Below are 12,521 nucleotides of genomic sequence, written 5' to 3' on the forward strand. Positions count from 1 at the left end.
CGCCGGCTCAGAGAGCCGAACTGAAAGTGGAGATCCGGGTGGACCGGGCCGTTGTCGAACCGATTGCACGGCTGAGCTTCCTGGCTGCCTCGGCGCTGCGGACGTCGGTCGCCGCGAGGGTCGTACGCGTCGTGCGGGTCTTCGCGGGGGCGAAGGCGGGGGTGGTTCCGTAGGTCTTCACGGCCGTCCTAGGGGGATCCTGAAGGGGTCTGTTTCCGGACATTGAAACGCTGCACGGATTCCGCGTCATCACACGGCCCGGCACGCGCACTTTACTACCGCTGAGGCCCATCCACATGCCGGCGGACGAGCCTTCACACCGGGTTTCGAAAGTCGAATCACGCCTTCCGTCCGGCCGCTCGGGTGAGCGGGGGACGGGCGGCGGAATCGGCGGGCCGGAGAGCCGGCCGCTCTTTCGCCGGCCCTTGCAGGTGGAAGGCTTCCCGCCACCGGCGAAGCCATCAGCACAGGTGCCGGGCGGGCGCATCATGACGCGCCCGGCACGACCCCGGCCGTACGCGCCGGAACGCTTCGGCGGGGAGGGCGGTTCACTCGTTCACCGGTTCCGGGCCGGGCACGTTGTGTTCCGTCCGGGAGCCACGCATGCAGTCCAGGACGCGTTCGTGGCTGTCGCCCACGACGTCCGTGACCCTCACCCGGATGTGGAGCGCCTCGACCCGGTCGACGAACCGCTGCGAGAACACCCCCACCGGCACGGTGTCGTAGTTCCCGGTGCCGACCAGCGGACAGCCCGTCCCGAAGGCGATGAGCTGGTAGTCCCGCCCCACCGTGAGACCGTCCGCCGTCAGGGTGGCCACGACGTCCGGGACGGCGACCCAGGGCGCCCTCGCCGCGCCGGACCCGCCGCAGCACCACGCGGCACTCCCAGCTCTCGATCACGGCGATGTGCTGGCCGCCGTTCTGTAGCCCCACGCGCCACGCGGGTTCTCCCTCGGCGAGCAGCCCCTCGCGCCAGGAGCCGCGCCAGCCGAGGTGGGGCCGGACCGTACGGGCGTACTGCGCCCTCGCCAGCACGGCGCCGGCCGCCACGGCCGGCAGGCTCCCGAGCGCCTCCATGTCCAGCAGTTGCTGGCGCCGGGGCCAGTCGTCCCGGACGCCGGGCGAGACCACTGCGGGGTGCGTCAACTCATATGCCTCTCAGTCCAGTTGGGTTACCTTGCCACAGCGTCGCCGGGCGAGGAAGAACGCCTGCGCGCGGAAGTGGCCGAACCCCGCCGTAGCAGCGGTCCGAGGAGCCGGGACGCTCTTGCCGCGTCCGGCCCTCCCCCCTACTCTCGTGGCCCCGGGCGGGGCAGGCGCGACGACCGGCCGGGTCAAACGACAACTGCAGACGGAGGCGACCATGACGGCGTTGCCCGAGCCGCTGAGATCCATGGTCTTCAGGAACGACGACCTGCCGGCCCTGTTCCATCACACGGACGCGGTCGCCGTGGCGCGCCAGCGCGAGGCCGTGAACACCACCCGGGTGCAGCTGGCGCTGCTCGTGGCAGGCACCGTGCCCGCGGCGCTGCCCTGGCACGCCGAGGACGGTCCGGCGGCCCGGGCCCTGTACGGCGCCGCGGTGCTGGCCTACCTGGGGGTGCTCTTCGTGACCTTCCTGGCCTCCCAGCGCAAAGCAAAGTCACACTGGCAACTGAACCGCTCCGCCGCCGAGTTCATCAAGTCCAACTGCTGGCGTTACGCGGTCCACGGCGCGCCGTTCGACAGCGCGTCCGGGCATCCGGAGGCGCTGTTCGCCAATCGCCTGGAGGACGGCCTCCAGGAGTTGCGGAAGGTGGGCTGGGCCGATCCGCGCGAGGAACTGCCGGATTCCGGCGGCCTCATCACGGAATCCATGCGCGCGTTACGGAACAAGGCCTACACGGTCCGGAAGGAAACGTATGTACGGGACCGGCTCATCGAACAGCGGCGGTGGTACCGCAGACGCCAGCAGGCCTCCCGGCGCGGGGCGCTCCTGTGGTCGGGCGCCATTGTCGCGCTGACGCTCCCGGCGCTGGCGCTGAGCGTGTTCCAGACCTTCGGGGTGGGCCGGTCGTTCGGCCTGACGGGGGCGCTGTCCGCGGCGGCGGCGGCCTGTCTCGCCTGGAACGAGATGCGCCGGCACCATCCGCTGATCTCGGCGCACTCGCTGGTGGAGCAGGACCTGGAGTCGATGCAGGCCGCCATGGAGACGACCCTCACCGAGCGGCACTGGCCGGCGGCGGTGTTCGAGACCGAGCGGATCGTGTCGCCCGAGCACACCGACTGGCTGGTCAGGCATCGCGTATGAGCCGTGCCGGGAGGGCTGAACCGGTCTCTTCCGGCAGGCGCTTCCGGTCAGCCGCGGAGCACTCCGTCGCGCCAGATCACGGTGACCGGGCGGCCCAGCGTGCGGGCGTACGTCACGATGTCGGCCGTGCCGCCGAGGCCCCGGGCCGGGAGGCCGTCCCAGACCGCGAGCAGCCGGTCGCAGTGGTCGGCGATGTAGGCGCCCGCCGCGTAGTAGGCCTCGTCGGTGGAGTGCGGGAAGCCGAGCCGGACCTCCTGCGCCGCGCGGGCCTTGAGCTTCCGGTAGCGGGCGAGGTCGGCGGCGTTCTCGAAGCAGGCCTCGTAGTCGCCGCTGGGGATCACGACGGTCAGTTCGGCGCCGCAGGCGAGGGCGAGGTCGGCGAAGAGCTGGTCGGCGCCGACGGCCAGGCTGGAGAGCGCCTGCGTCGCGCCGTCGAGGCCGCACAGCGCGGCCCGCAGGCCCGCGAGCACATGGGCCTCGGCCTCGGCGGGGATGGAGCGGTGACCGGTCACTCCGATGCGGTTCACGGACCAGCTACCCCCTGATGCCAGCGGAGCGCGCCTCGGGGGCGGGACCGCCCCCGTCGCCCCGTCGCGACGCCCCGTCCTGGCGACATCCTCTCAAGAGCCCCGGGCGAGCGGGAGCCCCCGTCCGGAGTTCCGGACGGGGGCACGTATGTACGGACTGCTCCGTACCTGGCCGGGGCGGGACCGGTCAGTACACGCTGACGCCGTACGCGCTCAGCGCCTCGGTGACCGGCTGGAAGAAGGTCGTTCCGCCGAAGGAGCAGTTGCCGCTGCCGCCGGAGGTGAGACCGATCGCCCGGGTGCCGGAGTAGAGCGGGCCGCCGGAGTCGCCGGGCTCGGCGCACACGTTGGTGCGGATCATGCCGTAGACGACGTCGCCGCCCCCGTAGTTGACGGTGGCGTTGAGTCCGGTGACCGAACCGCTGTGGGTGCCGGTGGTGGAGCCCCGGCGGGTGACGGACATGCCGACCGTGGCGTTGGCTGCGCTGGTGATGTCCTGGCCGCCGACCGTGCCGTCCTTGGGGATGGTGGTGTTGGTGTAGCGCACGATGCCGTAGTCGTTGTTCGGGAAGCTCGATCCGGCGGTCGTGCCGAGCACGGTGGTGCGGGCCGAGTTCGCCCACCAGGTGCTCGCGCCGTCGGTGCAGTGACCGGCGGTCAGGAAGTAGTACGTGCTGCCGCTGCGGACGTTGAAGCCGAGGGAGCAGCGTCCGGTGCTGGAGTAGATCGCGTCGCCGCCGGAGATCAGCTTGGTGAACTTGCCCGGGGTGCGCTCGATGCGCAGGGCGTCGGCGTTGGCGCCCGCCGACTTCTTGATCTGGTTGATCTCCGCCTTCGAGACCGTGCTGTCCACGGTGACGACGAGACGCTTGGACTGCGGGTCGATGTTCCAGGCGGTGCCCGCGATGTCGGCGCCGAGCACGGCGTCGCTCGCCGCGGTCAGCTGGTTGGCGCTGAACGTACGGGGGGTTTCCGCGTTCGCGGTGGGGATGGCCATCGCCGCGACGGCGGCGAGCCCCGCGACCACGGCCGTGGTACGGACGCGTCTGGCCGCGTTGGAGCGGTTGTTGGTGCGCTTGATCCTCACTTCGGGTTCCTCCGAGGGGAATCGGGGGCCCTCCTGTGGGGTGGCGGGCCCGTGAGGCGCAGTCGGGGGCCTGTCCGGATTCCGGAGTTGCCGTGCCCCTGACAATCGCTGACCGGAGTATCGAGGGGGCCGGACAGGAGGCGCAAGAATGCCTTTCGGCCACCTGGATCACCTACGCATCCGGCCCCGGGAGCCGTGGGGCTGCCGGGGCCGGAGGGTCCGCCCGCGGGTCAGGCGTCGATCCGGTTCCGCTCCCCCGCCGGGACCGCCGCGGTGAGCGTGTTGCCCGGGGGCGGGAAGGGGCAGATGAAGTGATCGGCGAAGGCGCACGGCGGCAGCAGCGCACGGTTGAAGTCGACGTCCACCCGGCCGTCGGCGGCGGGCGCGCCGGGCCGCAGGAAACGGAAGCGGTAGCTACTGTTCCCGCTGGTCGCGTCGGCGAAGACGGCCCACAGCGACCCGTCGGGTTCGACCGCGACCTGGAGCGTGTGCTCGTCGCCGTCCACCGTGAAGGCGATCTCGCCGCCGAGCCCGAGACCGCGCTCGGCCCCGTCCGCGTTGGCCACCCGTACGGTCCGCTCCCCGTCGTACGGACGGAAGGTCCCCGGCAGCGCCCAGCGGGGGTCGTACGGGGTGGCTTCGATGGTCGAGAAGGCGTGCCGGGCGGCCGATCCCGGGTCGAAGTCCCGTACCGCCCAGAGCCCTTCGCGGCGGAGCACCACCAGTCGGCGCTGCCCCTGCGCCACCCGGGAGTCGTCGATGGGCCCGCGGTCCGCTCCGAGCCTGATCTCGCCGGTCAGCGGCTTGCCGTCGATGACGATGCCGTCCTCGGCGGCGGCCGTGAGAACCACTTCGTCGCCGCCGTCACGCCAGTGCCCCGGGACGGCCGGAATTCGCCCTTCCGGGTAGTCGGAGAGCCAGTGGGTTCCGGTCAGGGAGAGGGGGCCGTACGGGGCGGCTACGGCGACGACGCGCCCTTCGTGCCACCGCTGCCAGTCCCGTGCGGCGTCCGGCCCGCCGCCCTGCTCCTGCTGCTGTGCGTCCGTGCTCATGCGTCGACCTTTCCATAGCGGCTCCAGCGGAACCCGATGTGGTGATGTGCTACGCGGTGAGCCGGCAGAGGGGCTGCGCTACCTCAACGAGTTCAAGCGGCTCGTCGAGGGCTTGGCCTTCAAGAAGGGCACCCCGTCGGCCCCCGCCTTCCAGGCCGCGGTGAACCGGCTCAAGGAGGACGGGGCCCACGACCGCATCCTGAAGAAGTGGGGCACCACCGAGTCCGCGATCGAGACCTCCGATCTCTCCGCCCGGGCTGAAGTGACCTGACGCCGGCGCGGCGGGCGGCGGGCCCGCGGGCGGGCCTCAGCAGTCGCAGCCGCAGGAGTCCCCGCAACAGCAGCAGCCCTCGCCGCACTGGCCGCAGCAGTTGCACGCCTCGCAGCAGTCGCCGCAGTCGTTGCACGGCGCCTGCCGCCGCTCCCTGCTCCAGGGGTCCTCGAAGGTCCCGCAACACATCTGGCAGGTGCAGGCCAGCCCGGCCCACACCAGGCATCCGGCGATCAGTCCGCGCCGGTCGCGGGGCGGCGGGGGCGGGGCGGCCGGGCCGCCGGGCGGCGGACCGTACGGATGGCCGGGGGTCGGGCCGTACGGATTCCCCGGCGGCGGCCCGAAGGAGCCGTCGGGCGCCAGCAGCCCCTGGCCCTCCTGGTGCGAGCAGGAGGAGGTGCCGAACGCCCGGTCGACCGAGCGCCGCAGCTCATGGGCGAGCAGGAGGTGGACGAGCTTGCCGTCGGTGAACTCCACCTCGCGCAGCGCGAGCCGTACGCCGTGCAGCGCGTCGTCGCAGAGGCGGCGCGCCTCGGACAGCGGGGTGCCGGTGGCGGTGAGTGGGTTCCAGGCGCCCGACGCGGCGTCAGCTTCCCGGTCCTCGACGGCATCCAGCAGATGCGCGAGCCGCCCGAAGAGCCGGCCGGCCTCCGCGAGCGGCGCAGCGTTCTGCGGCTTCCCGGCGAGTACCGCGGTGTGGGCGAAGGCGGCGGCGGTGGCCGTCTCGGTGGGTTCGGTGACCGTCAGCAGCGGGGTGCCGAGCCCGGCGAGCGTCTCGATCCCGGTCTGCCGGTCGACCGCGTCGACCAGGAGCGCGGTGTCGAAGCCGAGGGCCGCCCCGGTCCGCGCTCCCGCCCGGTCCCAGCCCGCGGCCACCCGGCGCGCGGCGGCGGCGACCGGGCGGCGGGCCAGCAGCCCGTCCCGGTCGGCGACGTGGTCGCGGACCTTGGCCGAGGCCAGGACGAGTGAGACGGCTGCGGCGAGCCGCGCCCCCTCCCCCTTGGCTACCGGCGCGGTGCGCATGGCGCGCAGGGGGCAGGGGCCGGCGGTGCGGCGCCCCTCGGGCGTACGGCCCGCCTGAGCCTCCGTCAGGACGGAGACGATCAGACCGTCATAGTTCGTGACGATACGGGCGAACTGTCCGTGATCGGCCCTCAGGGCCAGGCAGAGACCGCAGAGATGAGCCATCCACTCGACCCTGAGGCCTTCGGAGAGCCGGTGGGTACAGGGCCTGACTATTCCGAACACGACGATCCCCCGAGAGCCGTTCAGCCGGTGCGCGCCGCTCGCTGCACCGAAGCGTCGTGCATCGTATCGAGTGAGCAGTTCACCCGTACGTCCCCCGGATCACCCGTACGGCCCGGAGCATCATATTTTCCTTCCGCAAGCCCTCTTATGCAGGAGGAACCCTGACGAACCGCCACATCTTCTGCACCAGTACCGTCACGAATCACCTGCGCGCCGACTATCCACTTGGCGCGGTATCCGCATCATGGACGACCATAGGGTTACGAAAGAGATGCGGAACACCAAGGAACCGCGGTGAGAGGAGGCGTCCATGGGATCGGTGCGCAAGGCGAGTGCCTGGCTGGGCCTCGTAGAGGACAACGACGAGCGGTACTACGACGACGAGTACTCCGAGGGTGCGGAGACCGGTACGGGCAATCAGGCCTGGGTCACCGACCCGCGGGCGCAGGTGGCCGCGGAGGCGGCCGAGGAGCAGGACCGCCGGATCGCCACGGTGACCCCGGACAGCTTCCGGGACGCACGGGCCATCGGCGAGCTCTTCCGGGACGGCGTCCCGGTGATCGTCAACCTCACGGCCATGGACCCCGCCGACGCCAAGCGTGTGGTGGACTTCGCCGCCGGGCTGATCTTCGGCCTGCGCGGCTCGATCGACCGGGTGGCCACCCGGGTCTTCCTGCTGTCCCCCGCCGACACCCAGGTAGTGGCGGGCGAAGCCGGTGGCCGCAAGGCCGACGGCTTCTTCAACCAGAGCTGAGCAGGGCGCTCGCCGGAAAGATCCGGTCAGCGTCTCCGGTCGGCGCGCCCCTTCGGACGTGCTCTCACCGGAAGGCGTCGAGACCGGTGAGCGCCTTGCCCAGTACCAGTTGGTGCATCTCCACGGTTCCCTCGTAGGTGAGCACCGACTCCAGATTCGTGGCGTGCCGCATCACCGGGTACTCCAGCGAGATCCCGTTGGCCCCGAGGATCGTGCGTGAGGTGCGGCAGATCTCGATCGCCTCCCGCACGTTGTTCAGCTTGCCGAAGCTGACCTGCTCCGGCCGGAGCCTGCCGGCGTCCATCCGGCGGCCCAGATGGTGGGCGAGCAGGACGCCCTTGTGCAGTTCCAGGGCCATGTCCGCCAGCTTGGCCTGGGTGAGCTGGAAGCCGCCGATCGGCCGGCCGAACTGCTCCCGGGTCCTCGCGTAGTCGAGGGCCGACTCGAAGCTGGCCCGCGCCGCACCCATGGCGCCCCAGACGATGCCGTAGCGCGCGTGGCTCAGACAGCTGAGCGGGCCGCGCAGCCCCCGCGCGTCCGGAAGGACCGCGTCGGCCGGCAGCCGCACCTCGTCCATGACCAGCTCGCTGGTGACCGAGGCGCGCAGCGACCACTTGTGGTGGATCTCCGGGGCGGAGAAGCCGGGGGCGTCGGTCGGTACGACGAAGCCCGAGATGCCCCGGCCGTCCTCGCCCTCGTCGGTCTGTGCCCAGACGACGGCGACCCCGGCGACCGAGCCGTTGGTGATCCACATCTTGCGGCCGGTGAGGATCCAGTCCTCGCCGTCGCGCTTGGCGTACGTCCGCATCCCGGCCGGGTCGGAGCCGTGGTCGGGCTCGGTCAGACCGAAGCAGCCGATGATCTCGCCGGCGGCCATGCCGGGCAGCCACCGCTGCTTCTGCTCCTCGGAGCCGAAGCGGTGGATCGCGTACATCGCGAGCGACCCCTGTACGGAGACGAGCGAGCGGATCCCGGAGTCGGCGGCCTCCAGCTCCAGGCAGGCGAGCCCGTACTGGACGGCGCTCGCCCCGGCGCAGCCGTAGCCCTCCAGCGACATGCCGAGCGCGCCGAGCGCGCCGAGCTCGCGGGCCAGCTCGCGGATGCCGGGCAGCTCGCCCTTCTCGTACCACTCGGCGATGTGCGGCAGGACGCGGTCGGTGGCCCAGGTGCGGACGGTGTCGCGGATCGCGAGGTCGTCGGGGCCGAGCAGGTCGTCGATGCCGAGGGGATCCGAGGCGTCGAACGGCGGGAGTTTCGACGGCTTCGCGGACTCGGTGCTGGACTCGGTGCTGGACATGAGGGTGCCTCCGGCGGCTCGCACGGTGCTCGGAGGGACCGGGAGACGCCCGCCCTCCGAAAACTAGCAGTGGTAGTCAGGGCGTCGTGCTGACGTTACGGCTCAGTGTGCCGCTCGTCCAGAGCCGGTCGCCTCGGCCGGCTCGCGCCGCGCGGGCAGTATCGGGCGCGGGGCCGGGCGGGCGGCTTCGGGGGCCTGGTGGCCGGAGGCCGCGGAAGCCGTGATCACGGGGGCCGCGACCTCGAAAGCCCCGGGTGCGGCGGCATGGGACCCGGCGGCGTCGGGCCCGCTCCGGAGACGGTCCTCCTTCGGCGGGCAGTCCATGACCTTCGGCAGCCGCAGGGCGGCCAGCGCCCCGAGCAGCAGCAGCCCCGCGCTGACGAAGAGCGTGACGTGGAGTCCGCCGATGAAGGCGTGCCGGGCCGTGGAGCGCAGCAGGTCCCCCATCGGGCCCCCGAGCTGCGCGGCCACCTGGTAGGCCTCGCCCAGCGAGTGGGAGGCCTCCGCCCCGGCCCGGGCGGGGACGCCCTTCTCGTGCAGGGAGGCGAGGCCGGGGGCGTAGGCGGCGTTCATGACGCTGCCGAGCAGGGCGATGCCGAGGCCCGCGCCCAGTTGGTAGGAGGTCTCGCCGATCGCCGCCGCGCCGCCCGCCCGCTCCGGCGGGGCGTCGCTGAGCATCGACTCGTACGCCCCGAAGAGCGTGGTCTGCAGTCCGAAGCCGAGCAGGACGAAGGCGCAGGTCAGCAGCGCGGGCCGGTCGTGCTGGCCCATCGAGGTGAGCAGCAGCACCGAGGACGCCGTGAGGACGAAGCCCCAGCCGACCATGCGGCGGGGGCCGATGCGCCGCAGGGTGTACGAGCCGGTGGCGCCCGCGGCCATCGCCGCGAAGGTCAGCGGCAGCAGCCGCAGCCCGGTCTCCAGCGGGCTGAGCCCCAGCACCAGCTGGAGGTACTGGACGGCGATCAGCTGGAGGCCGACCAGCGCCAGCATGGCGAGCACGATGCAGCCGACGGCGGTGGAGAAGGCCGGGCGGGCGAACATCGCGATGTCGATCAGGGGATGCCTGCGGCGCCTCTGCCTGCGTACGAAGAAGATCAGCAGTGCGAGTCCGAGGGTCAGCGGGCCCAGCGAGACCGGGTCGAGGAGCCCCGCGCCGCCGCCCAGGCGCTTGACGCCGAGGACGACGCAGAGCACGCCCGCCGCGGCGGTCAGTGCGCCCAGCACGTCCCACGGGCCGTCGCCGCCGCCGCGCGACTCGGGCAGCAGCCAGCGGCCCAGCGGCAGGATCACGGCCATCAGCGGGATGTTGATCAGGAAGACCGAGCCCCACCAGTAGTGCTCGACGAGGAAGCCGCCGACGACCGGTCCGGTGGCGGCGCCGACCGCGGCGACCGCGGTCCACACGCCGATGGCGAGCGCCCGCTCCCGGCGGTCGGGGAAGACCTGGCGCAGGATCGACAGCGTGGCGGGCATGATCATCGCGCCGCCGACGCCGAGGAGGGCGCGGGCCGCGATCAGGACGGCGGCTGTGTCGGCCGTGGCGGCGAGCGCGGAGGCGACGCCGAACAGCGCGTAGCCGAGGAGCAGTACGCGTCGTCTGCCGATCCGGTCACCCAGCGTGCCGAAGAGGATGAGCAGCGAGGCGCAGACGAGGGGGTAGGCGTCGACGATCCAGAGGAGGGCCGTGCCGCTCGGGCGCAGGTCCTCGGTGACGGCCGGAACGGCGACGTGCAGCACGGTCGCGTCGAGGGCGACGACCAGGAGACTGAGGCAGAGGACCACGAGGACGACCCAGCGGTTGGCGTCGTCGGCGGCTTTGCGCAGCCGGACCCCGGCCGTGGTCGTCCCGGACATCTGCGTACCTCCCGATGAGTCCCTCGCGCTCGGCGGACCGACGGTGACGTGGGGTGTGCGTCCCTCGGGCCCGGCATCGGCGGGCGAGTGATCCGTCAGCGTACGCGAGTTCGGTGTGGTCAGACGTGGTCCACGTCATACCCCGGTCCGCCGCACAGTGTGGCGTACGCCATTCCGGGCCGGGTCGGGGGCTCCCGTCCGAGGGGCCGCGGAGCTCCGTCGGGGCGGGGGTCCGGGCGCTCGGGGCGGGACGCGGCGCGACGGCGTGCGCCTCCCCCGAATGGCGGGATCAATTGCCGCGGATTCCCGTGCGGCCCCTTTTTCGAGAGATCAAACACGCTTGCGATCGGAACCGGCGGACTATTGGGCGCAAGATCACGGAGATTCTTCGGCGGGCCCGGAAAAGACGCCGTTCCGAGACAAAGTCCACATCACATCGTCATCACAAAGAGCCCGGATTGGCCTGCTCACACACTCACTCGCTGTAACGTCGATTGGGTGCGTACCGACATCTTTGCCCGGCTGGACCGGGAGCCGGAACCGCCGAAGATAGAGGCACCGCGGATGAGCCGTCACCGCATCGCCCTCTTCGGCGGGACGTTGGCGTTCTATCTCGCCATCGTCTGGGCGGTGCTGATCACGTCCTGGCTGGTGGCCCTGGACTGGAAGGTCATGCTGTTCCGGCCCTACCAGCAGTGGCCCGAACTCCACGCCTTCCTGGACTACTACGTCGTGCTCGGCCAGCGCGGCCCCACGGCGGTGATGGTCGCCTGCTGGCTGGGCTGGCGCTCCTGGCGTCAGCACACGCTCCGGCCGCTGCTGGTCCTCGGCACGTCCCTGCTGCTGCTCAATGTGACGGTGGGCGCGGTCAAGCTGGGGCTCGGACGTCTGGGCCCGCACTACGCGACCCAGATCGGCTCGGCCGAGATGTTCGCCGGCGGCGATATATTCCCTTCCGGGCACACCGCGAACGCCGTCGTGACCTGGGGAATCCTCGCCTATCTGGCCACCACGCCACGCGCCAGGCGCTATCTGTCGGCGGTGTCGGCGACGGTCTCGCTGGGCGTCGGCCTGACCACCGTGTACATCGGTACGCACTGGCTGAGCGATGTCGTGCTGGGCTGGGCGGCCGGGCTGCTCATCCTGCTGGCGCTACCCTGGTTCGAGCCGCTGATCGCCCGGACCGAGGCCTGGATCTTCGCGATGCGCGAGCGGTTGCGGGAGCGTCGCGGCGACGCCCGTCCGGCGACCGTGACCGGGGCGGAGGCCGGGCCGCAGCCGGTGCTGCTGCCGCAGTCGATGGCCACCGACGGCCTCACCGCCGAGGCGGTGACCGCCCCGGTCGAGCCGGTGCTCCCCGCCGGACATCCGGCGGCGGGCGCCAGAGCGCGGGCCCACGGGGGGCACCCGGCGCGTCCGGGCGGGATGCCGGTCGCCCCGGCGGGCGTCCGCCGTCCGCCGCCGCACACCGAGCGCGGCCCGCGCGCCGCCGGCAGCCCGGCCCGCCCGATGTCCGGCGGCTGACCACACCGCTCCCCCGGAACCACGGGGATGCCCGACGGCCGAAGGCCCCGACCGCGGTCGGGGCCTTCGGCCGTCGGGGGCACCCTGGTGCGGCCTGCGGGTCAGCCCACCCAGCAGCGCGTCACGGTGCCGTCCTCGACCTGGAAGTTGATGCGGCCGTGGCGGAACTCCATGGTGAGGAAGGTGCCCGGGGGAACGGCCCGGACCGTGTCCCAGCCGCGGCTCCTGGCCTGCCGCTCGGCGGCGTCGACGGCGAGGCCGACGTACGACTCGGCGGCGTCGTCCGGCTGTGCTGGAGGGGTCGGTAGAGATGCCATGCCTTCACCGTAGGCGGCCCCGGACCGTGACGGAAGGCCGGACCGGAACGGGCTTCCCCTGCATCTCCACATGCCGTGGCGGTCACGCTTGTGTCACAGGATCCCCACACACGTATACGCGTTTCCATGCGTTTCCATTCACTCGAACGGCCCGGCCGGAAGCATCTGTACGCAATAACCGAGAACCCCGTTCACCGGCGTGACGGGGGTACCGGAAACCTTCCGGAATCACGGGGCGACCTGCCTCTTCTGCCATCGCGGTGAGTACCGCCCTAAGGGCCGGGACACCGGAATTTCCCG

12 protein-coding genes and 1 pseudogene are annotated in these 12,521 nt (G+C 72.0%); 4 read left to right on the forward strand and 9 right to left on the reverse strand.

Annotated features, from left to right (window positions below; all coding sequences use genetic code 11):
• Window positions 1–7: 7 nt before the first annotated feature.
• Both IG90_RS44305 and IG90_RS45860 read right to left on the reverse strand, forming a co-directional pair.
• Window positions 8–181 (reverse strand): FXSXX-COOH protein, encoded by a 174-nt coding sequence (locus IG90_RS44305; RefSeq protein WP_157846324.1) that lies wholly within the window; start codon window positions 179–181, stop codon window positions 8–10.
• A gap of 367 nt (window positions 182–548) precedes the next feature.
• Window positions 549–818 carry a hypothetical protein gene (locus tag IG90_RS45860; RefSeq protein ID WP_233436032.1) on the reverse strand — a complete coding sequence of 90 codons (270 nt, stop codon included), beginning with the start codon at window positions 816–818 and terminating at the stop codon, window positions 549–551.
• A gap of 545 nt (window positions 819–1,363) precedes the next feature.
• Here IG90_RS45860 and IG90_RS0115845 point away from each other — a divergent pair.
• Entirely contained in the window at window positions 1,364–2,290 is a 927-nt protein-coding gene (locus IG90_RS0115845; RefSeq protein ID WP_030583926.1) for a DUF4231 domain-containing protein, read from the forward strand.
• Between the two features lie 47 nt (window positions 2,291–2,337).
• Here IG90_RS0115845 and IG90_RS0115850 read toward each other — a convergent pair whose 3' ends face one another.
• The 3 genes from IG90_RS0115850 to IG90_RS0115860 all read right to left on the reverse strand — a co-directional run bounded on the left by IG90_RS0115850 (window position 2,338) and on the right by IG90_RS0115860 (window position 4,956).
• Window positions 2,338–2,817, reverse strand: coding sequence for a hypothetical protein (locus IG90_RS0115850; RefSeq protein WP_030583928.1), 480 nt, complete (start codon window positions 2,815–2,817; stop codon window positions 2,338–2,340).
• Window positions 2,818–3,004: 187 nt separating this feature from the next.
• Window positions 3,005–3,904: a S1 family peptidase gene (locus IG90_RS0115855; protein ID WP_030583931.1), complete on the reverse strand. Its 900-nt coding sequence runs from the start codon at window positions 3,902–3,904 to the stop codon at window positions 3,005–3,007.
• A gap of 230 nt (window positions 3,905–4,134) precedes the next feature.
• Entirely contained in the window at window positions 4,135–4,956 is an 822-nt protein-coding gene (locus IG90_RS0115860; protein WP_030583932.1) for a DUF1684 domain-containing protein, read from the reverse strand.
• A gap of 67 nt (window positions 4,957–5,023) precedes the next feature.
• Between IG90_RS0115860 and IG90_RS0115865 the strand changes: the two are divergent.
• A pseudogene (locus tag IG90_RS0115865) lies at window positions 5,024–5,222 on the forward strand (ABC transporter substrate-binding protein); the annotation flags it as partial.
• Window positions 5,223–5,263: 41 nt separating this feature from the next.
• On the opposite strand, the gene IG90_RS0115870 reads toward IG90_RS0115865, so the two are convergent.
• On the reverse strand, window positions 5,264–6,475 hold the full coding sequence (locus IG90_RS0115870; protein ID WP_030583938.1) for a DUF5685 family protein: 1,212 nt from the start codon (window positions 6,473–6,475) through the stop codon (window positions 5,264–5,266).
• A gap of 310 nt (window positions 6,476–6,785) precedes the next feature.
• Between IG90_RS0115870 and IG90_RS0115875 the strand changes: the two genes are divergently transcribed.
• Window positions 6,786–7,229, forward strand: coding sequence for a cell division protein SepF (locus IG90_RS0115875; protein WP_030583941.1), 444 nt, complete (start codon window positions 6,786–6,788; stop codon window positions 7,227–7,229).
• Between the two features lie 64 nt (window positions 7,230–7,293).
• Here the strand turns inward: IG90_RS0115875 and IG90_RS0115880 are convergent, their stop codons facing one another.
• Window positions 7,294–8,526, reverse strand: coding sequence for an acyl-CoA dehydrogenase family protein (locus tag IG90_RS0115880; RefSeq protein ID WP_030583944.1), 1,233 nt, complete (start codon window positions 8,524–8,526; stop codon window positions 7,294–7,296).
• 102 nt (window positions 8,527–8,628) lie between these two features.
• On the reverse strand, window positions 8,629–10,380 hold the full coding sequence (locus tag IG90_RS0115885; RefSeq protein WP_030583947.1) for an MFS transporter: 1,752 nt from the start codon (window positions 10,378–10,380) through the stop codon (window positions 8,629–8,631).
• A gap of 498 nt (window positions 10,381–10,878) precedes the next feature.
• Here IG90_RS0115885 and IG90_RS0115890 point away from each other — a divergent pair, with 498 nt between their 5' ends.
• Window positions 10,879–11,904: a phosphatase PAP2 family protein gene (locus tag IG90_RS0115890; RefSeq protein WP_030583950.1), complete on the forward strand. Its 1,026-nt coding sequence runs from the start codon at window positions 10,879–10,881 to the stop codon at window positions 11,902–11,904.
• Window positions 11,905–12,005: 101 nt separating this feature from the next.
• On the opposite strand, the gene IG90_RS0115895 is transcribed toward IG90_RS0115890, so the two are convergent.
• Window positions 12,006–12,221 (reverse strand): I78 family peptidase inhibitor, encoded by a 216-nt coding sequence (locus IG90_RS0115895; protein WP_030583953.1) that lies wholly within the window; start codon window positions 12,219–12,221, stop codon window positions 12,006–12,008.
• Window positions 12,222–12,521: the final 300 nt, after the last annotated feature.

The sequence above is a fragment of the Streptomyces anulatus genome (assembly GCF_000721175.1).
GTDB lineage: Bacteria > Actinomycetota > Actinomycetes > Streptomycetales > Streptomycetaceae > Streptomyces > Streptomyces anulatus_C.

What these genes read in the sequence shown, in the direction of transcription:
- IG90_RS0115845 (WP_030583926.1), top strand. Translation starts at nt 1,364, where the DNA reads ATGACGGCGTTGCCCGAGCCGCTGAGATCCATGGTCTTCAGGAACGAC.
- IG90_RS0115860 (WP_030583932.1), bottom strand. Translation starts at nt 4,956, where the DNA reads ATGAGCACGGACGCACAGCAGCAGGAGCAGGGCGGCGGGCCGGACGCC.
- IG90_RS0115875 (WP_030583941.1), top strand. Translation starts at nt 6,786, where the DNA reads ATGGGATCGGTGCGCAAGGCGAGTGCCTGGCTGGGCCTCGTAGAGGAC.
- IG90_RS0115880 (WP_030583944.1), bottom strand. Translation starts at nt 8,526, where the DNA reads ATGTCCAGCACCGAGTCCAGCACCGAGTCCGCGAAGCCGTCGAAACTC.
- IG90_RS0115885 (WP_030583947.1), bottom strand. Translation starts at nt 10,380, where the DNA reads ATGTCCGGGACGACCACGGCCGGGGTCCGGCTGCGCAAAGCCGCCGAC.
- IG90_RS0115895 (WP_030583953.1), bottom strand. Translation starts at nt 12,221, where the DNA reads ATGGCATCTCTACCGACCCCTCCAGCACAGCCGGACGACGCCGCCGAG.